The organism is Rhodococcus sp. UYP9, assembly GCF_040547235.1.
Lineage (GTDB): Bacteria > Actinomycetota > Actinomycetes > Mycobacteriales > Mycobacteriaceae > Rhodococcoides.
Genome location: NZ_JBEPPH010000002.1, coordinates 37,107 through 61,638 on the forward strand (window position 1 = coordinate 37,107; position 24,532 = coordinate 61,638).

The following is a 24,532-nucleotide window of genomic DNA, read 5'->3' on the forward strand; positions in this document are numbered from 1 at the left end:
CTCACGAGTTCGGTCGAAGTCCGAACGCAGTAATCGAAGCGACGTGCAACGACTTGTCGCCGAACTCGACAAAGACGACGCCCCGTCGAGACTCGTGTTCGACTGTCGCACTGACGGTATTGCCGGCGGCGATCAGCTTCCGGAATGTCATTCCACGCAGTGAACCCGCAGCGACGTCGTCTCCTGCGCCCGTTCGTACGGCCGCACCGTGTCCCTGTGAGACCGCTTCCAGTGCTTCGGTTGCCGCGCGCTTACCTTTGCTCCCGACGCCACGCAGGCCGCCCATGAAACCAACTACGCCACCGATGCCTTGGTTCCCGATCAGCTGAGGTGTCAGCTTCGCCGACGCAGCCAAGCCTTTGGTCCCCGCACGCAGTAATTGTCCGATCATCGATGCCAATTCCCAGTGCGCAGCGAGGCGTGCGATCTTCAGTTCGCCTTCCTCGTCGACGATGTCGTACCGAATATGCATCGGGACGTTCAATGTCGCTCCGGTGGACATGATGGTCTCGAGTGACAGATCCCGGACGACGGACATTCCGTCCACCACATCGTTCTCGACGTGAAAGTTGATCGTGTTGGGAGCGATGAAGGTGTCGTAGAACTTTTCTATCGCCTGCCTGCCCTGATGCGGTCGAGAGCCAACGGGATCGTTGACCACTCCTCCGCGTGCGTACAGGTTCACCCAGGCTTCGCGGTCGTGGACAGCGACCGCGGCGGGGGATGCATCGATCGTTGCCACAAGGTCTTCGGAGGTGTGCACGCCAACGAAGCTATCGGTTCTGCGCGGTCGAGGCGCGGGAATGCTCGCATCTCGCTTGTTGGGACTTGGTGGATTACTGCGTGCTGACGGCAATGATTCCACCGTCGAGTTGGGTGATGGTTGCGGTCCGCGAGGCCGTTCGGCCCACTCAATGACCGTTACGAGTGCTACTGAGGCAGGGCCTCGGCGACCCTGGTGAGCCGGGCGGCCGCATCGCAAACTTGCTCTATCTTCTTTTCGAGAGCTGTCCCGGTGAAGGCTTCGACTCGACCGCCGATGCTGATCGACGCGATCACCGAACCGTCTCGGCCGAGGATGGGTGCCGCCACTGCCGCAACGCCTTGGAGGTAGTCGGAGTTGCTCACGGAATACCCAGCGGCCCGCACCGAGTCCAGGTGCTTGCCGAGCGCGGCGGCATCGGTCAACGTGTGTTCGGTGAACGACGGTAGCCCACGCTCGATCCATCTGCTACGCAACATATCCGAGAACGCCAGCATGACGATCGGTCCTGCCGCGGCGTGGTAGGGCATCACCGATCCGATGTTGATCCCCGCGACGACGAGGGGATTGTTTCCTTCCAGGCGGTCGATACACACTGCGCCCTCTTCAGCAGGGACCATGAGATAGGCAGTGTCACCGAATGTCTCGGCCAGGTCGACCATGAACGGCCTTGCAGCGGTGCGAATATCGAGGTTCACCAGTGCAGCGGAGCCGATCTCGAATACCGGCATCGCAATCCGATACGAGCCCTCGGCGGTTCGATCGACCCAGCCCGCGTGGATGAGGGTCGTCATCAGGCGGTGCACGGTCGTCTTGTTCATACCGCTCGCGGAGGTGAGTTCGTTGAGCGTCCAGACGGGCCGAGCGGCATCGAAGTGTTCCAGAAGGCTGCATGCCTTGAGTACGGCTCCGACTATGTCGCGGCCGACTTGTGCTTCGGACTCGATAGGCGCAGCCACAGGTGCTCACTTTCGTTTCGGCGGGTGGTCGGTCTCGTCATCATACGAACAGATGATGCGGGGCCGAGCCCTTGACATGTGACTCCGACCACTCTAGCTTCGGTGGAGTGATCTGCGGAACGCATTCCGCAATACGAAACGGATGGTGACATGACTGAATCGGCTCCAACTCTCAAAGAACTCACTTCGCGCGGACTCGTCTACGCCCCAGGCGTCTGGGACGGGTTGACTGCGCGACTCGCCGACCAGGCCGGATTCAGCGCTCTGTGTGCGTCGGGATTCGCGGTGTCCGCAGCTCTCGGGCTGCCCGACGCCGAGCTCTACACGATGACCGAGAACCTGAATGCCGTGCGCACCATCGTCGAATCGTCGAAGCTTCCCCTGGTCGCAGACATCGATACCGGGTATGGCAACGCAGTGAACGCAGCCCGGACGGCATCGAAATTCGTCGACGCCGGGGTACAGGGCATGTTCATGGAGGATCAGGTTTCCCCGAAATCATGCCCGATCTGCGTCGGCGAGCCCGTAGATCTGATCGACGTCGCCGAGGCCACCGGAAAAATCCATGCCGTCCGAGACTCGATTCCCGACGGCGTGCTGCTCATCGCACGGACGGATTCACGTGGCGACGACGCCATCCGTCGAGCACAGGCTTATGTAGAGGCAGGTGCGGACATGATCATGCCCGTTACCAAGACGTTCGAGACCATCGAAGAATGGGAGCGCTGCCACGAGGAAGTCGGAGTACCGCTCATGGCGACCCTGACTGCGTCGACGTGGACCGAACGGGACTTCACGCCCGAAGTCCTCGATCGAATCGGGGTACGTCTTGCACTGCTGCCGACACAGGTCCTGATGGCTGCAACGGGAGCAGCGCAGGAAGCGTTGCGCCGGCTGGCTCGGGGTGAAGCACCGGCTGCGGTCAGTGCCGACGCGCTCTCGCATCAGGACTTCGTGAACCTGATCGGCTTTCCCGAGGTGGAGGCAAAGCAACGCAAGTACCTTCCCGCGGAAGCGAAACGGTGACCGGCATGGGATTCACGATGACGGAAAAGATACTGGCACGGACCTGCGACAGTCCGATGGTCCGCGCAGGGGAAAATCATGCCGTGCGTCCGGCGCGCATGATCGCCTACGACTTCCCCGGCTACACCGACGTGATGTTCCGCCAGATGCGGGAGGACTTCGGAATCACCGAGCTGTCGGATCCGAGCCGCTACGTCGTCTTCATCGACCACATGCTGACCAGGAACGACGACAAGGAAGCCGAAGTTCACAAGGTCACTCGTGATTGGTGTGAGTTCTACGGAATCGAACTCCACGAAGGCCGCGGAATCGGTCACCAGCTGACCGCAGAGCTCGGTCTCGCAATTCCCGGCGACTTTCTCGTGCACTTCGACGGCCACATCAGTGGGATCGGCGCCTTCGGTGCGCTCGGTTGGGGAATTCGCCGCGACCTCATCGAAGCCTGGGTGACGGGCCAACTGTTCGTCGACATACCCGCAACCACCAGGTTCGACCTGATCGGCGATTTCGCCCCTGGCGTCGACAGTCGAGATCTGGTGCACACCATCATCGATCTCGTCGGTGCCGACGGCTGCGCCCATCAGGTCATGGAATTCGGCGGCACTGGTGCGAAGACGATGAAGATCGATCATCGTCAGGGGCTGTGCGGTATGGCGATGTTCACCGGGGCCGTGTCCGCGGTGTTCGAACCCGACGAGATCTCGTTGTCTTACGCGAAAGATGTTGCGCGGCGAGAATTCGAGCCGGTCTATCCCGATGCCGACGCGACCTACGCAGCGCGGTACACGATCGATCTTGCCGACGTCGTCCCCCAGGTTGTGCAGCCAGGTTCGGCTCGGGCAGCCAATACCAAGACCGCGAGGGAACTGGCCGGTACACCGATAACCAAGGCTTTCATCGGCTCGTGCGCCAGCGGCCGAATCGAGGATCTCCGCGCGGCAGCGCTGGTCCTCGACGGGCGTCGAGTGGCGCCGGGCGTCGATCTCAACGTGGTGCCGACGTCACAGAAGGTGCACGAGCAGGCAGAACGTGAAGGCATCCTCGACGTACTGCGTGCCGCCGGAGCCACGATCGCGGTGTCGAGTTGCGACTTCTGCTTCGGATATCAGAAACCACTCCAAGCCGGTGAGAACTGTATTTCTACCGGCGTCTTGAATATCTCGGGTCGGATGGGAAGCTCGGACGCGAACATCTACATGGGGTCGCCCTTCACGGTGGCCGCCAGCGCATTGGCCGGTGCCATCACGGAGTCTGCGCAGACGGTGGAGGTCGGTCGATGAGCGCTTACCCACCACCTCCCGACGTGATCACCGGCAAGGTCGCCTGGGTGTTCGGCGACGATTTCGACATCGACCTCGTCGTCGGAGTATCCAACATCAAATCCTATGATCCCGTGCACCTTCGCGCGGTCTGCATGACGGCTTACGACAATAGTTTCGTCGACAGGGTCGGACGGGGCGACATCATCGTCGGCGGTCGCAACTTCGGATACGGGCACCCGCACTATCCACCGATGGTCGCGCTCAGAAACTGCGGGATCGCCGCAATAGTCGCCGAGTCCTTCTCGCCCGGATTCTGGCGAGGCGAGACGTTCAACGGGATGCCGCTCATCACTGTGCCCGGCATATCCACCGCAATCACGACGGGGGATGCAGTGACGCTGGATTGGCGTGCGGCGACGCTGCGGACCGTCGGCGGCCTCGAACTCGTGGGTACTCGCCCCAACGCCCGAACCGTCCAGGTCATCGAAGCAGGCGGGTCGTACGAACTTCTGCTCGAAGAACACTCACGCTCCCTCACAGCACAAGGACAGGCACAATGACGAACGTGGAACATTCCCCCGCTCGCTCTGGCACGGGTGGCTCTTCGCCGGCGCCGACGACTACCGCGCGCCGGGCCGCAATCGCGGGTGGCGTCGGAACGCTCATCGAGTACTACGACTTTGCTGTCTACGGGTTTTTGGCGGTCGTCATCGCGCCCCTGTTCTTTCCGTCGACGAGTCCCGGGGTTTCGATTCTGGCAACCCTCGCCGTCTTCGGAGTTGCCTATGTGGCCCGTCCGCTGGGTGGGATCTTTTTCGGGCGTCTCGGTGACCGGCGCGGTCGTAGGTCCGCACTGGTCATCACCGTCGTGTGCATGGGAATTGCATGTGGTGTTCTAGGTCTTCTACCGACACATTCGTCGGTTGGCGTGCTTGCCCCGATTCTCCTCGTCTTCGTCCGCCTTGCGCAGGGCTTCTCGGCGGGAGGTGAAATCGGCGGGGCAGCAACATATATCGCAGAGTCCGCACCGCCGAACCGTCGTGGATTCTTCGGCTCTTTCACGCCCGTCGGGTCGACCCTGGGCTTCGCCGTCGCGGCCGCAGTGGTCGGTCTGGTGGCACTGGGCACCACCGACGAGCAGATGTCCTCATGGGGTTGGAGAATTCCGTTCCTGCTGGCATTGCCACTCGCATTCGTCTGTCTCCGAGTCCGGTTGAAGCTCGAGGACACCCCTGAGTTCGAAGAGATGGCAGAGAAGAATCAGGTTGCCAAGAGCCCGCTGTCCGACGTGGTGAAGAAGAATCCGAAGTCGGTGTTGCGAGTGGTCGGCATCGCGATCGCCATGAACGGCTCCGGATACATCGGGCTCACATACTTCAGTGTCTATCTGATCAATGATCTCGGGTTCTCGAAGGATGCCGTGTATTGGACGTCGGCGATCAGTATTGCGCTGGCGTGCGCCACATTCCCTCTCAGTGGCATGCTCACCGACCGCTACGGCAGAAAACCGGTGCTACTGGCCGGTTATCTGGGATACATCGTGATTGCGTTGCCCGCGTTCATGATTCTGGGTGCGACGGCAAGCATCTTCGTCGTCGGATGCGTTTACTTCGTGTACATGGTGCTCAACGGTGTCGTTCAGGTTCCGGCCTTCCCATTGTTCACCGAACTCTTTCCTCGATCGGTTCGATACACCGGGGTGTCTCTTGGATTCAACATCGGCACCATCGCCGCCGGCGGCACTGCGCCGTACGTGGCGGCTCAGTTGGTGGAGTCGACCGGCAACAGTATGTCCCCGGCCTATTGGGTGATGGGCGTCTGTGCGATCGGCGTGGCCACCGTGCTGACAATCCGGGAGACCGGAAAGTCCGCGCTTCCCGTGTAATGCAGCGAAGTGCATACTCCTCCTATGTCACGCCGCACGCGAGAGCCAGAGGTTCGAATCGGGATCTCCGGCTGGACGTATGCGCCCTGGCGAGGCGACTTCTATCCACCCGGCCTGCCGCACCGCGCCGAGCTCGGATATGCGTCGACGCACCTGTCCTCGATAGAGATCAACGGCACTTTTTACGCAATGCAGAAGCCGTCGAGTTTCGTGAAGTGGCGCGAGGAGACGCCGGAAGATTTCGTATTCGCCATCAAGGGCGGCCGCTACATTACCCACGTCAAGCGTCTCGTCGGTGCCGAAGTGGCGCTGGCGAACTTCTTCGCTACCGGGGTGTTGAGCTTGGGCGCCAAGCTCGGTCCGATTCTGTGGCAGCTGCCGCCCAATTTTCGGTTCGACGCGGACAAGCTCGCTGCATTCTTCGATGTTCTTCCTCGAACGACAACGGCAGCAATCGAACTCGCCGAGCAACGGGACGACAAGCTGCCCGAGGATCGAGTGAATCTCGACGTCGACGGAGACCGCACGCTGCGGCATGCACTCGAAGTTCGGCACCCGAGCTTTCAGGTGGAAGAAGCTGTCTCGCTGTTGAGGGAGAACGGTATTGCCTTCGTCGTTGCAGACAGTGCAGGTAAATACCCGTACGTCGAGACGCCGACGGCTGAATTGATGTACGTACGGCTGCATGGCGCCGACGAGCTCTACGCGAGCGGCTACACCGAGGAGGCGCTCGACGGTTGGGCCGCAAAGATAGCCGCGTGGGCTGAGCAGGGCCTCGACGTGCACGTGTACTTCGACAACGATGCGAAGGGTTTTGCACCGTTCGACGCCATGAAGCTGATCGAGCGACTGTAGCCCTCTCTATCCTAGTATTGAATAAACGATAGATCTCCATAGATTGGCCGAGACGGAATAGTCGGAGCCTGCGCAGCGTCAGAACCTGCATGACTACTTCGGACAGTGCCACGCCCGCCGCCGCTTCCGGGACGTTCCGTCTCGGTGGCGACCTCGAGATCAACCGCCTCGGATACGGCACGATGCAGCTGCCGGGCGAAGGCGTCTGGGGAGAGCCGAAGGACCGAGCCGCCGCCATTCGCGTTCTCCAGCGGGCCGTAGAGCTGGGCGTGAACTTCTTCGACACCGCCGACAGCTATGGACCCGAGGTTGCCGAGGACCTACTGCGCGAGGCCCTACATCCCTACCGTGACGACGTCGTCATCGCCACCAAAGCCGGACTGACCCGTCAGGGACCCGGTATCTGGACGCCTGTGGGACGCCCCGCCTACCTGCGCCAGCAGGCAGAATTGAGTCTTCGACGTCTCGGGTTGGACCGAATCGATTTGTTCCAGCTCCACCGAATCGACCCCGAGGTGGCGTTGGAGGACCAGGTCGGTGAGCTGAAGAAGCTGCAGGACGAGGGAAAGATCCGCCACATCGGGTTGAGTCAGGTTTCGGTAGCCGAGGCGGAGGCCGCGCAGAAGATCGCGCCGATCGTGTCCGTTCAGAACCTCTACAACCTCTCCGACCGATCTTCGGAAGAGCTCTTGGACTGGTCCACAGCCAACGGCGTCGGCTTCATCCCGTGGTTCCCCCTGGCAACGGGCAAGCTCAGCGGTGAGGGCAGTCCGTTGTCCACGCTCGCAAAGCAGCACAACGCGTCGCCGTCGCAACTTGCACTGGCTTGGCTGCTGAAGCGTTCGCCGGTCGTGTTGCCGATCCCGGGAACCTCGAGCGTGGAGCACCTGGAAGACAACCTCGCGGGTGCAAGCATAGAACTCACCGACGACGAGTTCGACGCGCTTTCTGCCGCAGGAGCCTAGAGCCGGCCCATACTTCCGTGTTCGAGAAGTGACGCGAGCAGTTCCCGAGGCAACGACAGCGACGGCATCGAGCTGAGCTGAATACTGTCCGGGGCATCGAGATTGCTGCTCTTGATTTCGCCGATCTCGTCGTGCAGATGTTCCATTTTCACGTCGAGTCTGTTCGCACTTTCGGCAGCATCGGTGAGCTCGTCGAGCAGCGTGACGGGGATAGCGCCTCGGTACTTGTAGAAGATCTTGTGTTCCAGGCTTGCCCAGAAGTCCATCGCGATGGTGCGGATCTGGAGCTCGACGAGAACGGGCTGGACTCGGTCCGTCATGAAGACTGGTATCTCGACGATCACGTGAAGACTCTTGTAGCCGTTGGGTTTCGGATTGGCGATGTAGTCCTTGATCTCGATGACCTCGACGTCGCTCTGACTGGTCAGCATGTCGGCGACTCGGTAGGTGTCGGAGATGAAGCTGCAGGTGATTCTGATGCCGGCGATGTCGAAGATGTTCTTGCGAATGTCTTCGAAGGTGAGCGGGCAATTCTTGCGTCGCGCCTTCTCGAGCAGGCTCTCCGGCGTCTTGAGTCGAGATGTCACATGTTCGATCGGCGAATACCGATGTATGTGCGTGAATTCCTCTTTGAGGATATTGATCTTGGTCATCAGTTCGTCGGTGCCGAACTTGTACCCCATCATGAACCGCGTGAAGTCGTTCCGCAGTTGAGCTACCTGCGCAGCGGTCGTATCCAAGGAAGCTGCGCCCGAATCGCTGTTCTGCATAGCTCGATTGTCCACCAATGTCCGGATCGACGCGTCAAGCCCCCGCGCTGGGGTCTTGCCTTCCTGCCCGTGAATCGAAACTTGCATCGCCGCAGCGATCTCCGAGTGGTGGCGTGAAGGTGATGTCGCCGCAGACTCGGCAGGCATGAGTGCGGTGGTGACCGCGGCCGCAGGAGCATGCCCTCGACCCGACCAGCACGGTTCGCGGGCCGAGGGCATGACCGCGCGCGCACCGCAAAGGTGCGTTCTCGGACCATCGATCGCCCGATCGATGGAGCGTTCCTGAAGTATCGGGTCCATCTGATATCGCCATGAAGGCCCCGCTTGCCGAATGGTATTGGACCGTCCGCGAGTGCTGATTTCCCGGACGGCTCGATGAGAATAGCACGGCAATCGAACGTATGTTCGTAACCAGCCAATGCGATGAGATTTCGCGTGCCGAGGTGTCGATACAAGCAAGTACCGAATTCCCGGCCCGAACATCGGAGAATGCAATGACCACCACCACAACCACCGCACCGCACACCAACTCACCCGTCGCTGCTCGCGTCGGCTGGGTGCTCACCGCGTTGATTGCGATCTTCCTGATTTTCGACGGAGTCACCAAGCTGATGAACGTGCAGGCGGTGAAGGACGCGACCGTGGATCTCGGCCTTCGAGAGGAGATGATGCCCGTCGTCGGCATCGTTCTACTCGTATCGCTTGCCCTGTACTTGGTGCCGCGCACCGCATTTCTCGGTGCCGTGCTGCTTACCGGTTACCTCGGTGGCGCAGTCCTCACCAACTGGCGCGTCGACAAGCCGCTGTTCAGCACCGTGCTGTTTGCGGTGTACGTCGGAATCGTGGTGTGGGGTGCACTGTATCTCCGGGATCCGAAAGTACGGCAGGTCATGCCCTTCGTACGCTGACAAGACTGCAGTCCGGAATCAAATGGCATCCCTGCCGACCTCGAACAACGCTCCCGGCTGATCGGGGTCGGCTCGTGCCGCCAAGAACGCCTCCGGGTCGATCAGATCCGCTTGACCGACGATCGAACCCAGATCGGCAATGCGTTCGACGCCGGTCAGGACCATGTCCTCCTCTACCGTGCCCTCGGCATATCCGTAATAGCAGGTCGAAGTGGTGTGGTTGTGGTCCTTGTCGATGCGATTCGCGCGCCCCTCGATCTGCCGGATCTCGATGGGTGTCCACCGAGGGTCGTGGATGAGAGTGATGCGAGGAGCGGCCGTCGACACCGTCTTCTCGGGCAGCAGCAACTCGTTGGAATGCAGGTTGATCGCACTGGTCGTCGTAGACACGATGACTCGTGCAGCGCCGGTTTGGAATCGGCGGATCTCGACTTCCTGGGCTGCGCTGCTCATACTGCCGTCGACCACCGCGACATCGAGACCCTCGTCCCGGAGGGACTGCGACAACTCGGCGACGGATTCGCGATAGAACATCGACACGAACACCTGATTGCCGTCTCGCACCCACGCGCGGACCTGATCGGCGGACGCGGGAATGCGTAAGTACGAGCACTTTTGGCGTAACCGCAGTGCGGCCGCTCGCGTACTCGGGTTCTTCTGGAGCACCCGTCTACCGCCTACATTCTTCCAGTTCGGCAGTCCGACCTCCTTGCGGTAATCCACCCACGCCGAGTGATAGAGCCGCTTCTGCACAGCCGTCAGCTCCTGGCCGAGAGGCTCGCGCGGCGTGGGCGGCGACGGCCGCGAAATCGACCACGGGACAGCGCCACCGGACAGCCACCGATGGATGGTGCCGATGTCGCGCTCGCGTCGTGCAGCATCCTCGGGCTCCCACCGCCACGTCTTCAGCCCGGTCGTTGCCTTGCCCTCCTTGAGTGCGAAGCCCGACTCCTCGAGGAACGTCGCCCACTGAGCAGTGATGGCGTGTCCGAGGCCTTCGTCGTCACCGATGATCGGCTCCTGCGCGCGACTCTGCTCGATCGCCCGGGCCATGTACGCGAAATGCATCGGTTGATAACCCGGGGTAGCGGACATCCAGACGACGGCGCGAGCAGCCTCCTGGTAGCGCCAGAGGATCTGCGACTGCTGCGACTCGATATTCATCAACGCATGCGATTCGTCGGCCACCACGATGTCGATGTCGAATCGAAGTTCGCCGAGCGTGATGGTCCTCTTGTTCTGCGTTCGCTTGCGTTTGCCCAGATCTACATCTTCGGGGACGGTCAGCAGCTTCTTCGTCGACTGATACGTCACCAGCAGCCAGCGCTTGCGCTCGGACGGATGAATATCGGCCTCGGTGTCGGCGATGGTGCGCCGCCAACCGGGAAGAGCACCTTTGGGGGCGACCACCAGCACTGTTCCGATACTCGGATCCTCCATCTGGCGGACGGCCTCGCACACGGCAAGAGTTTTGCCCAGGCCCGTCGAGTCCATCTGGGCGAAATACGGGAACCCGTTGTCCAACGCGTCGAGATGCCTCCGAACCGACTCGAGCTGCGTCTCGCGCGGCGTCATCGACCTCTCGTGCATCTCCTCGGGCCGCCACTCCTCGTTGGCGTCGTCCTCGATCCAGCGCTGCAGGCTGTACGGCATCGACTCGAACGACGCCAAACCGTCGGGCAGCTCGGTCCCGTAGAACGCGAACACCCGCGGACCCGGATGCCACCGAGCACCGGACGCCGACGCGAGAGCGCGATCCTCGAACGGGACGTCGAGGACCCACACCCGCTCACCAGGGTCCGGCAACCGCAGGTCCGGCGAGACGGTCTTACGGGGTGCACGCTTGCGCGTCGTGGTCCGCTTGGCCGGTGTCCGTTTGGTAGCGGCCTTCTTCGCGGGGGCTTTCTTGGTCGTCGACTGTGCTGCCGTCGACTCCTTGAACTTGCGCGCAGCGGCGCTCTTGCCTGCGCCGATGGTTCTCGCGGTGGTTGTGGGCTTGCGTCTACGAGGTGGCATCGGATCCAGTCTGTCGTACGGTGTCCGAAATACCGTAGAGGACGGCACAGACATCCCTGGGCGGTGTGAACCGTGCACCCTTTGTGCAAACCGAACACCCTCGCTAGGACGTGATCGCGGGGGTGAGGTTCCGAACAAGGGTGCGCGCTTTCCCAACGCGCTCTCTCCACCGCCCGCTCGGTGATGTCCTGCCATATCGCCCGCGACGGCACTACGGTGGTGACCATGAACTTCAGTGACCATCAAATCGGTATATATGCCCAGGGCATGTTCACCGATCAGAGGCCGCAGATCACCACGAACCTGGCCAGGCTGGAGGAGCAGGCCGCTGCCACCCTCAGCCCGGAAGCTCTCGGGTACATCGTCGCCAGCGCGGGTAGCGGCGCCACGGCCCGCGCCAACCGCGATGCGTTCGACGAGTGGCGGATCGCCCCGCGTATGTTGCGGAGTTCAGCGGAACGAGATCATGCGGTCACCGTGCTGGGCACCTCGATGCCCGCGCCGCTGTTGATAGCGCCGGTGGGTGTGCAGACTCTCGCGCATCCGGACGGTGAGCTCGCGACGGTGCGGGCGGCCGCCGAGCTTTCGGTGCCCTACATTCACTCCACTCAGGCTTCGCATTCGTTCGAGCAGATCGCCGAGGCCGGTGGCGACGCCCCCAGGTGGTATCAGTTGTACTGGCCCACAGACGAATCCGTTCTGCTCAGCTTTCTCGAGCGAGCCAAGGCATCGGGATTCACGACGCTTGTACTGACGCTCGACACGACGCTTCTCGGCTGGAGGCCGGCCGACCTCGACCGTGGATACCTGCCGTTCCTGGCGAACCTCGGGATCGAGAACTATCTGACCGACCCGGCATTTCTGGCGGGTCTGGATCAATCGGTCGAAGCGAATCCTGGGGCTGCAGCTATGCACTGGGCGCAGATGTTCCCCAACCCTGGTTTGAACTGGTCGCAGTTGGCGTTTCTGCGTGAGCAGTGGGACGGACCGATCGTCTTGAAGGGAATCTGCACGGTCGGTGACGCCGAAGCAGCTGTCGATCACGGGGCGGACGGGATCGTGGTGTCCAATCACGGTGGGCGCCAGATCGACGGCGCTCGCTCGTCGTTGAGCGCGCTGCCGGAGATCGTCGACGCCGTCGGTGATCAGCTGACGGTCCTGTTCGATTCCGGCGTGCGCACCGGGTCCGACATGGCGAAGGCGCTCGCGTTGGGGGCCGACGCGGTGCTGCTGGGACGGCCGTTCCTGTACGGTTTGGCGCTCGGCGGCCAGGAGGGTGTGGCGCACGTATTACGTTGCATTCTCGCTGAATTCGATCTCGTCACCAGCTTGTCGGGTCATACCGGTGCTGCCGAACTCGGCCGTGAGTCGGTGATCCGGGCATGAGCAGTCAGCCTGCCTGGGTAGACCACGCCATCTGGTGGCACATCTATCCTCTGGGATTCGTCGGCGCCCCGGTCCATGACTGGGACGGCGGTTCGCTCGAGGACGAGCATCGACTGCACCGCATCGTCGACTGGTTCGACTACGCCGTGGAACTCGGGGCGTCGGGAATCGCCCTCGGCCCCATCTTCGCCTCCGCAAGCCACGGATACGACACCATCGATCACCTTCGCATCGATTCACGGCTCGGGACCGAAGCGGACTTCGACGACATGATCCACCAAGCTCATTCACGTGGACTGCGAGTCATGCTCGATGGCGTATTCAACCATGTGGCACAAGCATTTCCGCGGTTCGTGCAGGCGCTCGAAGCAGGGCCGGATTCACCGGAGTCCGAGTGGTTCCACCTGGACTGGTCCGGGGCGAGACCGACGCATCGCAATTTCGAGGGCCACGATGAACTGGTGACGCTCAACCACGACAGCGTCGAGGTCGAGCAGTATGTCGTCGATGTCATGTCGCACTGGCTCGAACGGGGTGCAGACGGGTGGCGTCTCGACGCGGCATACGCTGTGCCGCCGCGGTTCTGGGCGGCGGTCATTCCGAAGGTTCGGCAGAAGTTCCCTGACGCCTACTTCCTCGGGGAGGTCATCCACGGTGATTATGCAGCCATCGTGAAAGCGAGCTCACTCGATTCGGTGACTCAGTACGAGCTGTGGAAAGCGTCATGGAGTGCAATCTCGGAAAGAAACTTCTTCGAGTTGTCGCACGCGCTCGGACGTCACAACGAGTGGCTCGAGACGTTCGTTCCGGCCACGTTCGTCGGCAATCATGACGTGGCTCGCATCGCCAGCACCATCACCGACGAACGCCATCTCGAGCATGCACTCGTGGTTCTGTTCACGGTCGGGGGTATGCCAATGATCTACTACGGCGACGAACAGGGCTTCCGTGGCGCGAAAGAGGAACGTGTCGGCGGTGATGACGAGGTACGGCCGGAATTCCCCAGCAGCAGAGAAGAACTCGCCCCGTACGGTTGGCCGACGTTCCATCTGCATCAGGAACTGATCGGGTTTCGCCGCAGGCATCCCTGGCTCGTCGAGGCGCGCACCGAAACGGTGGAGCTGTCCAATACCGCGATGTTGTACCGCGTCCACTCGGGTGACGAGCAGTTGCACGTGGCGTTGAACCTCGGTGACGACGAGGTGACGTACCGCATCGGCGGCGATGTGTTTGCCGGCGAGATATTGGCCGGCGAAGCACATGCGGGCGGCGGATCCACCAGGATTCCACCCCACGGCTGGGTGGTGCTGCGTTAGGTGCAGGGCGTCATGAGATGGGCCGACGTGCTGAAACCCGACTTGTCCGGTATCTATACGTATTTCTACGATCAAACCTAGACGAGCGGATATTCGGCAAGAGGTACAGTCCTCTTCGACACGGGGTGCCTAACGGCTGAGAACACACCCGTCGAACCTGATCTGGTCAACACCAGCGTAGGGATGTCTGCACGTGGGATACGTGCATGCTCTGCGCGGTGTGGGCCGGAAGAGCGAAAGGCCTGACATGAACATCCAGTCGAAGAAGTTGGACGAGCAGACAGTGCTCGTCACCGGAGCGGGCAGAGGTCTGGGCACCGCGGTAGCCAGGGCATTCGCGCGAGAAGGTGCGCGCGTCGTGGTGAACTATCGCAGCAGCCGAGTCTCGGCGGAGGCGCTGGCGTCGGAGATCGGCGGGGTTGCCATTCAAGCCGACATCACCGACGCCGAGCAGGTGGACGCATTGTTCACCGAAGCCGAAGCGCACTTCGGTTCCTCCGTGACGACGGTGGTCAACAACGCGTTGGCCGACTTCTCGTTCAACGGGGACGCGCGCAGCAAGGCCGACTCGATCACGTGGGACGAGTTCGACGCGCAGTTCCGTGGCACTGTGCGTGGTGCGCTGACGACTACGCAGCGAGCGCTGAAGGGGATGCGCGCAGCAGGATTCGGCCGAATCATCAACGTGGGCACCAATCTGTTCCAGAACCCAGTGGTGCCGTACCACGACTACACGGCATCGAAGGCTGCGCTGTTGTCTCTGACTCGCACTCTCGCAGCGGATCTCGGTGCGGACGGCATCACTGTGAACATGGTGTCGGGTGGCTTGCTGCGGACCACCGATGCCAGCGCAGCCACACCGGAGGAAGTATTCGACCTCATCGCGGCGTCGACGCCTTTGCAGCGAGTGGTGACACCCGAGGAGTTCGCAGATGCCCTGTTGTTCTTCGCGTCTCCGTGGTCGAGGTCGGTGACCGGACAGAATTTGGTCGTGGACGGCGGCTTGGTCAAGGACTGACATGCTGCATCTCAACGCATTCCTGTACGGCTGTGGGCATCACAGTGCAGCGTGGCGTCACCCGAATTCGAGGGTCGAGGACCTCGGCGATATCACCTACTACCAAGAACTCGCGCAGACCGCCGAGCGGGGCAAGTTCGATGCCGTGTTCTTCGCCGACGGACACTCCGTTCGTGATCCGGCAGGCGCGGGCACCTGGTTTCTGGAACCGATCACGGCGCTGACGGCGATGGCCGGAGCGACCACCCATATCGGCTTGGTCACCACCGTATCCACGACGTTCTACACCCCGTTTCATGCTGCGCGGTTGCTTGCCTCGCTCGATCACATCAGTGGCGGCCGGGCAGGTTGGAACGTCGTGACCTCGATGTTCGACGCCGAGGCGCGCAATCATGGATTCGAGGGCATTCCGGCACGGGCCGAAAGGTACGAGCGTGCAGAGGAATTCGTCGAGGTCGCCCTTGCGCTGTGGGACAGCTGGGAACCGGACGCGCTGATACTGGACCGCGACGGAATGTATGCGGATCCGGCGAAGGTGCACCCCATCGCTCATGTGGGCAAGCACTTTCGGGTGGACGGCCCGTTGACGGTCCCACGGTCTCCGCAGGGGCGTCCGGTGCTGTTTCAGGCAGGCGCGTCGGGACCGGGGCGTGATCTCGCGGCTCGCTACGCGGAGGCGATCTACGCCGTTGCCTATGATGCCGAAGCCGGCGCTGCCTATTATTCGGATGTCAAGCGCCGCATAGACGCTGCCGGACGAGACAGCTCGACCGTCGGAATCATGCCGGGTCTGGTGACGTACGTTGGGTCGACGATGAGCGAGGCCCGTGCGAAGAAGGCCGAGCTCGATGCACTGCTTCCCGTCGAGCAGTCGTTGCGCACGCTGGGGATGTTCGTGGAGCAGGACTGCATCGATTGGGAGCTCGACGCACCGGTTCCTGCTCTTCCGCCGATCGAGGAGTTCACCGGGCCGCACGGTCGATACGAGACGATTTTGCGGATAATCGCCAAAGATGACCCGACTGTCCGTCAACTTCTCGGGACACTCGCAGCAGGTGGAGGGCACGCCACGATGATCGGGACGCCGGAGTCGATCGCCGACGAGATTTCGGAGTGGGTGCGACGAGGAGCTGCCGACGGCTTCAATCTGATGCCACCGCTGTATCCGGACAGTCTCGACGACTTCGTCGACGAAGTCGTGCCAATTCTCCAGTCACGTGATCTCTTTCGTAAGGAGTACTCTTCGCGCTCATTGCGCGAAAATCTGGCATGATGCGCTGGCACGGGTGGTGCATCCGCAGAAGGGGAAGTATGTCGAAGCGAATGGCCGTCGTGAGCGCCGCTGTTGTTCTCGGGTCCGTGGTGATCGTGTACGGGGACAGCGTCCCAGCTGCCGCCGAACCTCTCGTCCCTCCCGGCGCGTGCGCGGCCGACCTGACGAACGAGACCGGGTCACTGGTCCCGGAGGATCTCTCGATTCCGATCCCATTTCCGCAACTCGCACCAGTGCCATACCCAGCACCGACGACGGCCCCGACACGCATCGACCCGGAACCGTTGCCGGCGGACCCCTGCGTGGATCCGTGCCCGGAGCTGACCGATGAGACTCGCGAGCCCACAACGCTCTCGAGCGAATTGAACATTCCCCGGATCGGATTCGAGTTCAAGCCGTTCACCATTCCGATCCCGATTCCCGGGCCCGAAGTGCAGCTTCCGCCTCCTCCCGATCCGGCGTCACCTCCCGTCGAACCGGCGGTCCGAACTCCGGCACCTCCCACGCCGCAGATCGGCAACGTCACCCGTGTTGCCAAACAGACTGGTGCGGGATCGATCAACCGCACCGACAAACGCTGGCAGGTCTACGGAACGGACCTGGGCATGATGTGGGAGAGCGCCCCCGGACAGATAGCGACGGCGTTCGGCGATACCGTCGGCAAAGGCTTCCATCCCCCTGGAGGCCAGGGCCCTGATTGGCGCAGCAATGTACTCGCTTTCAGCACCGATACCGATCTGTCCGACGGGGTCACCTACGACAGCATGGTGCAGGACAGTCGTTGTCACGCAGCCGAACTCCTCAGCAGCCGCAAGCTCGACAACGTCGAGATCACCACGATTCCTACCTCCGGCTTCGCGCTCGGCGACCGCCAATACATGAGCTACATGTCCATCAGGACGTGGAACAGCATCCCGGGAACCTGGTGGACCAACTACGGGGGGATCGCGTACTCGGACGACGGCGGCTCCACCTGGACGAAGGATCCGTACGCGCAGTGGGACAACATCTTCGGCGTCAGCAAGTTTCAGGTGACGTCGATGGTCCCGCAGGGTGACTACGTATACATGTTCGGCACGCCGAACACCCGGCTCGGCGACGTCGGCGTCGCACGCGTCCCGAAGGACCAGGTGCTGAACAAGTCTGCGTATCAGTATTGGAGCGAGGGTAACTGGACGCCGGTCGGAGGGTATACCGCAGCCTCGACGATCGTGGCGGCCCCGGCAGCGGAACTGTCGGTGCGGTACGACGATGCACGCCAGAGTTGGCAGATGACCTACCTCGACACCGCGAAAACGGCTATCACGCTGCGGGAGTCCGACTCTCCGCAAGGGGCGTGGTCCGACGGAGCGCCGATGGTCAGCGTCGCCGACTACCCCGAGCTGTACGGAGGGTTCATGCATCCCTGGTCCACCGGCACCGACCTGTACTTCAACATCTCGACGTGGTCGGACTACAACGTCTTTCAGATGCACGCGGAGTTGACCAACTAGCTCTTTCGCGAATCGATGTACTTCTCGGTGAGCTCGGCGATCTCGACAGCATGAGAGATCGGTGACCAATGACCCGCGTGAATATCGTTGCGAGTCAAGTTCTTCACCCATTTTCCAGTGTCTTCGTAATGATCGGGACGCACCGCGAGGTCCTCGGTGTTGACGATCAAGTGCACCGGGATGGCGATGAATCGATCCCGCGGCTTCATCAGGCGCGGTAAGAGGTTCGCGCGATACAGGTTCACCCCGTTGGTCGCGTCGGAGAACAATGTGGGGTTCTCGGTGACCAGTGACGGGTCGACGCCGGAGAATTCTTGCAGGAATGTAGGCCAACCCTTGGCGAACTGGCGTCGAATTCGCAAAGTGGAGAGGCCGGGTATGTGGAAGGTGACGGTGTACCAGGATGCGCGCGTCTGGGCGAGGACTTGCTTGACGTTATTCCAGCTCGGCGTGGCCAGCCGCGACCGCGACCACTTGCCGAGATGATCCAGGTTCGGACCCGAAATGGAAGTGTACGAACGGATTCGGTCTTCCGCATGGGGTTCGCCGGCTGCTTCCCACACGGTGACGGCGCCCCAGTCGTGCGCAAGGACGTGAACCGGTGCGTTCGGGCTGACTGCGTCGACGACAGCATAGAAGTCCGAGGCCAGATTGGCGAGTCGATAGGCCGAGCGTTCACGCGGAACCGTACTTTCGCCTGCGCCACGCGCGTCGTAGCTGACGATGCGGAAGCGCGCGGTGAGTCGTGGAACGATGTGACTCCACATCTCGTGGGTGTCCGGCCAGCCGTGGACGAGAACGATGGTCTCGCCGTCCGGATTGCCGGTCTCGTAGACCGCCAGTGACATTCCCTCGTTGACCACGGTTGTGCGGGTCACGGTTTCGCTCATCGGGTGGTACGTCCTTTTCGGTCTCGGTTGGGGCGTCACACTCTGTCGAAGATTACTATAAGTACCGGTTACATGTAAATGGATTGTCGGTGCAAGGTGGGAGGATTGTCCAACCTCTTCGCCCAACAAAAGGAACCCTCGAGATGTGGCCCAACGACTGGCCCGCGACACCCCGAGCTATCGCGACCTCCACCGAGGAGGCGCTTGCTGCCGCTCGTGCGCGCTCGGAGGATGCCTATCGCGACGCCGTGGCCGACGTGGAGTCCGAGGACGCGGCGCAGGTCGGTCTGGTGCATGCCGAGATCATCCGAGCGCTGCTCGAAGAACTGCATCCCGACGGGCTGACCGGCGACGATGTTCAGGATGTGCTGGCGCGGACAGTGCGCTCGGCATCGGAATGGTTCGGCGACCTCGATGTCGATGGATTCGTAGAAGTGCTCACAGGTGCGCTCGGGGTCGCGGACACCGAGGCTGTACGTCCGCGACCCCGAGCAGGTCATGCGTTGTTGATCATTGCCGAGCTGTCCAGTCCCACCCGGCGTGCGGCAGACGGACAAGGTGCGCATGCCTCGACGTCGAGTGAGGTCTATATCCGGCGGGCGATCGAGGAGATAGCGCGTTCGCAGACCATCGAAATGCCCTAGTGCTCTCTACCGAGATCTAGCCTGTCGACAAGAGTGCAGTAGAAGGTCGGAGAGTTACCCGTGCAACATGTTGGCCGCACCGATGACGGCTCGGATGGACGAGCTCGTGCCGTCCCCGTCCATCGCCATGGACCACGCGCGGCGGCCGTCGAATTCGCAGAGGACGAAGGTGGCGATCTTGGCGGCATGTATGCCGTTCTCGGAAACGGTCTGCTGGTGAAAGTTCAGGATTTCGATATGGAAACCTGCGTCGTACAACATCGAGGTCAGGGCATCGATCGGGCCGTGAGACGTTGCTGTTGTCGTGTGGATCGCGTTCCCGACGCCGAAGGTCGCGTCGAATCTCGTCTGTCCACCAGGGCCGGGCTGGGCGGACCAGCTGCCCAGTCTGATGGGCCCGGTGCGTGCGCCGAAGCGCTGCAAGAAAGCAGCCCAGCTCATGTTCGCGGCCTGGTCACGAAGGTCGCGCGGTAGTGGTGCGCCATAGCGGGCAGCGAAGCAGTCGCTCGAGAAAGTGGTGGAAGAGAGAGTATTCATGTCGGTGGTTCTCCGAAAGCGAAGGGAGGACCGAGATAGCACGACGACCCGCAGCGAGGGGTCGGTCCGAATTAGACCCCGCTACGGCGGCGTACTACGAGAAGGTGTTCCACAGAGTCCAATGTAGGCGCAGTTTCCGCTCTCGTGCAACCGTGTAGTCGAGTCTATCGAAATCTAGGACATTGTGAAGACTCGTCGATACAAGCCGAGAGGGTCGCTAGCCGTCCATACCGGCGTCTAGGACACGCGCTAGATGTGCCGATACTTTGCTATGGCGGTTGTTATCTTGACCCCATGGACCCCGTGCGTAATCCCTACGCTCCGGGCGCAGGCCAGCGCCCACCCGAACTTGCAGGCCGCGAGAAGCAACTCGACGCGTTCGACGTCGTGCTCGAGCGGATCACTCGCGGTAAACCGGAGCGAAGTGTGGTCCTGACGGGGTTGCGCGGCGTGGGCAAGACCGTTCTGCTCAATCATCTTCGCTCGGCCGCGGTCGCACGCGGTTGGGGAACCGGCAAGATCGAGGCAAGGCCGGATCAAGAATTGCGTCGACCGCTCTCGTCTGCGCTGCACATGGCTGTTCGCGGCATTGCTGCCGCGCATCGCGATCCGGAGAGGGTCGACGAATTCCTCGGTGTACTCAAAGCCTTCGCCTTGCGTGCCTCCGCCGACAAGGGGATGCGTGAACGTTGGCAGCCCGGTATCGATGTTCCCGCGCTCAGCGGCCGGGCGGATTCCGGGGACATCGAGATCGATTTGGTGGAACTGCTGCTCGACGCGTCGGTGCTGGCCGGTGACGTCGGCGTCGGCATCTCGATATTCATCGACGAAATGCAGGATCTGGGGCCGGCCGACATCTCGGCGCTGTGCGCGGCCTGCCATGAGCTCAGTCAAGATGCGGCGCCGCTCATCATCGTCGGAGCAGGTCTTCCGCACCTCCCCGCTGTGTTGTCGGCGTCGAAGAGCTACTCCGAAAGACTGTTCAGCTACCACCGGATCGGGCGGCTCGAGCGGAAGGCTGCTGATCTCGCGTTGATCGCTCCTGCTGATCGCGAGGACGTGGAATTCACGACCGAGGCACTCGACGCGCTCTACGAGGCGGCGGATGGATACCCGTACTTCGTTCAGGCCTACGGCAAGGCGACATGGGATCTGGCGCCCGAGAGTCCGATCACGGCAGAGGACGTGCGGGTTGCAGCCCCGACGGCCGAGGAGGAACTTGCCGTCGGATTCTTCGGGTCTCGCTACGAGCGCGCCACCCCTGCCGAGCGTGAGTACATGCGAGCTATGGCCGATCTGTCCAGCGACGACACCTCGGTACCGACGTCTGCGGTGGCGACGGAGTTGAAGCGCAAGCCGGCATCGTTGTCGCCTGCTCGTGACGGACTGATCAAGAAGGGTCTGATCTACTCCGCCGAGCGCGGGACCATCGCGTTCACCGTCCCGCACTTCGGGCGGTATCTGCGGGCTCAGACCGACGAGTAGCGGGTCAGCTGTTGATCCGGGACATGTCCCCGTCGTAGAAGTCGATCAATCTCTGATCCATCACTTTTCGCCACAGTGGCGGGATCAATGCGCAGAAGATCATCACCGCGTAACCGGCTGGGAGCTGGGGGGATTCGTCGACGGTCCGAAGGGATTGGTAGCGGCGGGTCGGGTGAGCGTGGTGATCGCTGTGCCGCTGGAGGTGGTACAGAAAAAGATTGCTCCAGAGATGGTCGCTGTTCCAGCTGTGCCGGTGATCGGTTCGTTCGTACTTGCCGTTGCTCTTCTTCTGCCGCAGCAAGCCGTAGTGCTCGAGGTAGTTGGCGGCCTCGAACAGAACGATGGCGATTACTGCCTGTATCAGGAGGTACGGCGCAACCTGCCAGCCGAAGACCCCGATGAGGACCGCGAACAACACGAGTGAGATCGCGGCGGCATTGAACAGGTCGTTGTGGGCGGACCATTTCGCGGAACCGACCCGGTGCAGACGACGTTGCTCGAGGCTCCAGGCCGAGGTGAGGCCGCCGACTATGCTGCGAGGCAGAAATTTCCAGAAACTTTCTCCGTAACGCGCCGACGCAGGGTCTTCGGGGGTGGCGACGCGAACATGGTGGCCGTGATTGTGCTCGACGTAGAAGTGTCCGTAAAACGCCTGTGCGAGTGTGACCTTGGACAACCACCGTTCGACGTTTTCGCGCTTGTGTCCGAGTTCGTGAGCAGCGTTGATGCCCACACCGCCAACGATCCCGATGGTGACGGCGAGTGCCAACCGCTCGGGAACTCCGAGTGGCCCGTAGGCCCAGAGATAGCATGCGGCAACCAAACCCGCGTATTGAAGCGGTATCAGTAGGTACAGGCACCAGCGGTAGTACTTGTCGTTCTCGAGGGCTCGCGCAGCCTCGAGTGGTGGGTTGGTCCGGTCGACCCCGGCGAAGACGTCGATCAGTGGGATGACGATTCCCATGATCAACAGGCCGAGGAGCCAAAAGGCGCCTGGGCCCAGCACTGTGACCAGTCCCCAGGCCAGAAACGGGCTCAACGGAATGACCAGACCGAGCGGCCAGAGGTAGCGCTTGGGGTCTCGCCACCGCGCACCGGGCAGCGCCTCGGAAGGAGCATTCATAGAGAGTGGAGCACGCCCTTTCGCTACATCAACCAAAACTTCCGAGCAACCTACGATAAAACGGTAACAGCAAATTGTCAGCAAACCTCACGTCAGCCGATCCCCTGCAATTCGGCACCACCTCGTGATCGGATGGGGACGCCGTCTTTCTCCGAGAAGAAGACCGCCTTTCAGATCGCTGAAGTTCAGCGTCGTAGACAAGGAGAGATACACGTGAAACGCACCGAGGCATCGTTCAGTGGCGTGCATGGAACCAAGATCGTGTACGACGTCTGGACGCCCGAAGATCTCCAGCCGTCGGCGATCCTGGTGCTCTCACATGGGCTCGGTGAACACGCGGGCCGCTACCACCACGTCATCGAACGTCTCGGTACGCTCGGTCTCGTCGTCTATGCGCCCGATCATCGTGGGCACGGAAGATCCGGTGGCAAGCGGCTCGAACTGAAGAAGTGGTCGGACTTCGTCGACGACCTGCACGAGGTCTTTCGAATCGCCGGTGCGGCTTACCCCGGTACTCGGAGTTTTCTGCTCGGTCACAGCATGGGTGGTGCGATCGCCCTGTCGTACGCCCTCGAGTACCAAGACGAGCTCGATGCGCTGATGCTGTCCGCCCCCGCGGTCGTCCTCGGTGACAGCACTCCGAAAATTCTGATTCCAATCGGCAAGATACTGGGCAAGATCGCGCCGAGCTTGCCGGTTCAGGAACTCGACTCGGCGGCGGTGTCGCGTGATCCGGCCGTCGTGGCCGCGTACAACGCCGACCCTCTCGTCTACCACGGCAAAATTCCAGCCGGGCTGGCCAGCGGATTGGTCGGCGCCATGGAGAGTTATCCCGCGCGGCTGCATACCCTCACGCTCCCGGTTCTTCTGCAGCACGGCAGCGCGGACAAACTTGCCGACATATCGGGCAGTCGCTCGATCGCCGAATCCGCCGGATCGACCGACCTGACCCTCGAGGTGTACGACGGGCTCTACCACGAGATCTTCAACGAACCCGAGCACGATCGGGTCCTCGACGACCTGATCGCCTGGCTGTCGCCGAGAGTCGCGTGAGCCGGTAGGTTCTACCCAGGCTACGAAAGACGAGGGTTGCACGTTGCGTACAGCATTGGTTCTCGGCGGTGGAGGGGTTGCCGGCATCGCCTGGCAGACCGGTTTGTTGCACGGTATGGCCTGCGAGGGTGTCGACGTGACGGCCCCGGGGTGGTCCGACATGGTCCTCGGCACGTCAGCTGGATCGACCGTGGCAGCTCAGGTGACCAGCGGTACTTCGCTCGGCGATCTCTACGCGCGGCAGATCGATCCGGCCCTGCAGGTAGACGAGCTGAGGGCGGACGGTTCCTTGACGGACGTCCTCGACCTGTTCGCTCGGGCAACCGAGCGGGCAGGGGGGAACGAGCAGGAGTTCGCGCGGCTGGTCGGTGCCGCTGCGATCGCTGCTCGAACCGTTCCAGAGGCCGAACGACGCGCCGTCATCGCGCAACGGCTCCCCTCACACCGATGGCCCGACCGCGATCTTCGTGTGGTTGCTGTCGACGCCGTGACCGGACGCCATCGAGTGTTGGATCGAGGCTCGGGAGTTCAACTGGTCGACGCCGTGGCCGCGAGTTGCGCGATCCCCGGGATGTGGCCGCCGGTCACCATCGGTGATCACCGCTATGTCGACGGCGGGGTCCGATCCGATGAAAATGTGGATCTGGCAGTCGGTTTCGCACGTGTACTGGTGCTGAAGGTCGGTCTCGTCGAACCCTCGGGCGGAAAGTTCGAGCGTGAGCGTGCACTTCTGATCGCGCGCGGATCCGCTGTGGAACTCGTGCAACCCGACGAAAACGCTATCGCGGCAATCGGCCCCGACCCGACGGATCCGGCCAGGCGAGCCGACACCGCCGAAGCGGGGTTTGCCCAGGGTGGCCGGATAGCCGATGCGATAAGCGCATTCGAAATGAGCTGAGCCTTTC

Annotated in this window: 23 protein-coding genes and 1 riboswitch; of the genes, 16 read left to right on the forward strand and 7 right to left on the reverse strand. The window is 62.0% G+C overall.

Translation table 11 applies throughout. The features are described 5' to 3' along the window. Window position 1: 1 nt before the first annotated feature. Window positions 2–763: a nuclear transport factor 2 family protein gene (locus ABIB36_RS06420; RefSeq protein WP_084345782.1), complete on the reverse strand. Its 762-nt coding sequence runs from the start codon at window positions 761–763 to the stop codon at window positions 2–4. A gap of 167 nt (window positions 764–930) precedes the next feature. Further along, complete coding sequence (locus ABIB36_RS06425) at window positions 931–1,722, reverse strand: IclR family transcriptional regulator (RefSeq protein ID WP_354560157.1); 792 nt, start codon at window positions 1,720–1,722, stop codon at window positions 931–933. A 150-nt stretch (window positions 1,723–1,872) separates the two neighbouring features. On the opposite strand from ABIB36_RS06425, the gene ABIB36_RS06430 reads away from it, so the two are divergent. The 6 genes from ABIB36_RS06430 to ABIB36_RS06455 all read left to right on the forward strand — a co-directional run bounded on the left by ABIB36_RS06430 (window position 1,873) and on the right by ABIB36_RS06455 (window position 7,715). Continuing rightward, on the forward strand, window positions 1,873–2,748 hold the full coding sequence (locus ABIB36_RS06430) for an isocitrate lyase/PEP mutase family protein (protein WP_084345780.1): 876 nt from the start codon (window positions 1,873–1,875) through the stop codon (window positions 2,746–2,748). Between the two features lie 17 nt (window positions 2,749–2,765). Further along, complete coding sequence (locus ABIB36_RS06435) at window positions 2,766–4,028, forward strand: 3-isopropylmalate dehydratase large subunit (RefSeq protein ID WP_084345937.1); 1,263 nt, start codon at window positions 2,766–2,768, stop codon at window positions 4,026–4,028. Beyond that, window positions 4,025–4,570, forward strand: a complete 546-nt coding sequence (locus ABIB36_RS06440) for a 3-isopropylmalate dehydratase small subunit (RefSeq protein ID WP_084345779.1) — start codon at window positions 4,025–4,027, stop codon at window positions 4,568–4,570. Before ABIB36_RS06435 ends, ABIB36_RS06440 begins: the two co-directional genes overlap by 4 nt. Continuing rightward, window positions 4,567–5,895 carry an MFS transporter gene (locus ABIB36_RS06445; protein WP_084345778.1) on the forward strand — a complete coding sequence of 443 codons (1,329 nt, stop codon included), beginning with the start codon at window positions 4,567–4,569 and terminating at the stop codon, window positions 5,893–5,895. Before ABIB36_RS06440 ends, ABIB36_RS06445 begins: the two co-directional genes overlap by 4 nt. 24 nt (window positions 5,896–5,919) lie before the next feature. Then, window positions 5,920–6,750 carry a DUF72 domain-containing protein gene (locus tag ABIB36_RS06450; protein ID WP_354560153.1) on the forward strand — a complete coding sequence of 277 codons (831 nt, stop codon included), beginning with the start codon at window positions 5,920–5,922 and terminating at the stop codon, window positions 6,748–6,750. Between the two features lie 89 nt (window positions 6,751–6,839). Beyond that, window positions 6,840–7,715 (forward strand): aldo/keto reductase, encoded by an 876-nt coding sequence (locus tag ABIB36_RS06455; protein ID WP_084345776.1) that lies wholly within the window; start codon window positions 6,840–6,842, stop codon window positions 7,713–7,715. Here the strand turns inward: ABIB36_RS06455 and ABIB36_RS06460 are convergent. Then, window positions 7,712–8,485 (reverse strand): GTP pyrophosphokinase, encoded by a 774-nt coding sequence (locus ABIB36_RS06460; protein WP_084345936.1) that lies wholly within the window; start codon window positions 8,483–8,485, stop codon window positions 7,712–7,714. The genes ABIB36_RS06455 and ABIB36_RS06460 overlap by 4 nt on opposite strands. A 494-nt stretch (window positions 8,486–8,979) precedes the next feature. Here ABIB36_RS06460 and ABIB36_RS06465 point away from each other — a divergent pair, with 494 nt between their 5' ends. Next, window positions 8,980–9,393: a DoxX family protein gene (locus ABIB36_RS06465; RefSeq protein ID WP_084345935.1), complete on the forward strand. Its 414-nt coding sequence runs from the start codon at window positions 8,980–8,982 to the stop codon at window positions 9,391–9,393. An 18-nt stretch (window positions 9,394–9,411) separates the two neighbouring features. On the opposite strand, the gene ABIB36_RS06470 is transcribed toward ABIB36_RS06465, so the two are convergent. Further along, window positions 9,412–11,409 (reverse strand): helicase-related protein, encoded by a 1,998-nt coding sequence (locus ABIB36_RS06470; RefSeq protein ID WP_084345775.1) that lies wholly within the window; start codon window positions 11,407–11,409, stop codon window positions 9,412–9,414. 225 nt (window positions 11,410–11,634) lie between these two features. Between ABIB36_RS06470 and ABIB36_RS06475 the strand changes: the two genes are divergently transcribed. From ABIB36_RS06475 to ABIB36_RS06495, 5 genes are all read left to right on the forward strand, one after another. Continuing rightward, window positions 11,635–12,795, forward strand: coding sequence for an alpha-hydroxy-acid oxidizing protein (locus ABIB36_RS06475; RefSeq protein ID WP_084345934.1), 1,161 nt, complete (start codon window positions 11,635–11,637; stop codon window positions 12,793–12,795). Next, window positions 12,792–14,111 carry an alpha-amylase family glycosyl hydrolase gene (locus ABIB36_RS06480; RefSeq protein WP_084345774.1) on the forward strand — a complete coding sequence of 440 codons (1,320 nt, stop codon included), beginning with the start codon at window positions 12,792–12,794 and terminating at the stop codon, window positions 14,109–14,111. Before ABIB36_RS06475 ends, ABIB36_RS06480 begins: the two co-directional genes overlap by 4 nt. 111 nt (window positions 14,112–14,222) lie before the next feature. Next, a riboswitch (TPP riboswitch) is annotated at window positions 14,223–14,312 on the forward strand. 46 nt (window positions 14,313–14,358) lie between these two features. Then, a complete protein-coding gene (locus tag ABIB36_RS06485; RefSeq protein WP_084345933.1) occupies window positions 14,359–15,129 on the forward strand; it encodes a 3-oxoacyl-ACP reductase in 771 nt (256 codons plus the stop codon). Between the two features lies 1 nt (window position 15,130). Continuing rightward, window positions 15,131–16,402: an LLM class flavin-dependent oxidoreductase gene (locus ABIB36_RS06490; RefSeq protein WP_354560148.1), complete on the forward strand. Its 1,272-nt coding sequence runs from the start codon at window positions 15,131–15,133 to the stop codon at window positions 16,400–16,402. Window positions 16,403–16,440: 38 nt separating this feature from the next. After that, complete coding sequence (locus tag ABIB36_RS06495) at window positions 16,441–17,895, forward strand: glycoside hydrolase family 183 protein (protein ID WP_354560146.1); 1,455 nt, start codon at window positions 16,441–16,443, stop codon at window positions 17,893–17,895. On the opposite strand, the gene ABIB36_RS06500 is transcribed toward ABIB36_RS06495, so the two are convergent. Then, the gene (locus tag ABIB36_RS06500; RefSeq protein ID WP_084345771.1) at window positions 17,892–18,785 is read right to left on the reverse strand and encodes an alpha/beta fold hydrolase; all 894 of its coding nucleotides are present in this window, start codon (window positions 18,783–18,785) and stop codon (window positions 17,892–17,894) included. The two genes, ABIB36_RS06495 and ABIB36_RS06500, sit on opposite strands and share 4 nt — an antisense overlap. Before the next feature lie 143 nt (window positions 18,786–18,928). Between ABIB36_RS06500 and ABIB36_RS06505 the strand changes: the two genes are divergently transcribed. Further along, window positions 18,929–19,429 (forward strand): hypothetical protein, encoded by a 501-nt coding sequence (locus tag ABIB36_RS06505; RefSeq protein WP_354560144.1) that lies wholly within the window; start codon window positions 18,929–18,931, stop codon window positions 19,427–19,429. 54 nt (window positions 19,430–19,483) lie between these two features. On the opposite strand, the gene ABIB36_RS06510 is transcribed toward ABIB36_RS06505, so the two are convergent. Then, window positions 19,484–19,966 (reverse strand): alpha-isopropylmalate synthase regulatory domain-containing protein, encoded by a 483-nt coding sequence (locus ABIB36_RS06510; protein ID WP_354560142.1) that lies wholly within the window; start codon window positions 19,964–19,966, stop codon window positions 19,484–19,486. Between the two features lie 294 nt (window positions 19,967–20,260). Here ABIB36_RS06510 and ABIB36_RS06515 point away from each other — a divergent pair, with 294 nt between their 5' ends. Then, window positions 20,261–21,451: an ATP-binding protein gene (locus ABIB36_RS06515; protein WP_084345769.1), complete on the forward strand. Its 1,191-nt coding sequence runs from the start codon at window positions 20,261–20,263 to the stop codon at window positions 21,449–21,451. Window positions 21,452–21,455: 4 nt separating this feature from the next. Here ABIB36_RS06515 and ABIB36_RS06520 read toward each other — a convergent pair whose 3' ends face one another. Further along, entirely contained in the window at window positions 21,456–22,574 is a 1,119-nt protein-coding gene (locus ABIB36_RS06520; protein ID WP_354560140.1) for an alkane 1-monooxygenase, read from the reverse strand. A gap of 213 nt (window positions 22,575–22,787) precedes the next feature. Here ABIB36_RS06520 and ABIB36_RS06525 point away from each other — a divergent pair, with 213 nt between their 5' ends. Together ABIB36_RS06525 and ABIB36_RS06530 are read left to right on the forward strand one after the other, a co-directional pair. Next, window positions 22,788–23,627 carry an alpha/beta hydrolase gene (locus tag ABIB36_RS06525; protein ID WP_084345932.1) on the forward strand — a complete coding sequence of 280 codons (840 nt, stop codon included), beginning with the start codon at window positions 22,788–22,790 and terminating at the stop codon, window positions 23,625–23,627. Window positions 23,628–23,670: 43 nt separating this feature from the next. Beyond that, a complete protein-coding gene (locus tag ABIB36_RS06530; protein WP_354560137.1) occupies window positions 23,671–24,525 on the forward strand; it encodes a patatin-like phospholipase family protein in 855 nt (284 codons plus the stop codon). Window positions 24,526–24,532: the final 7 nt, after the last annotated feature.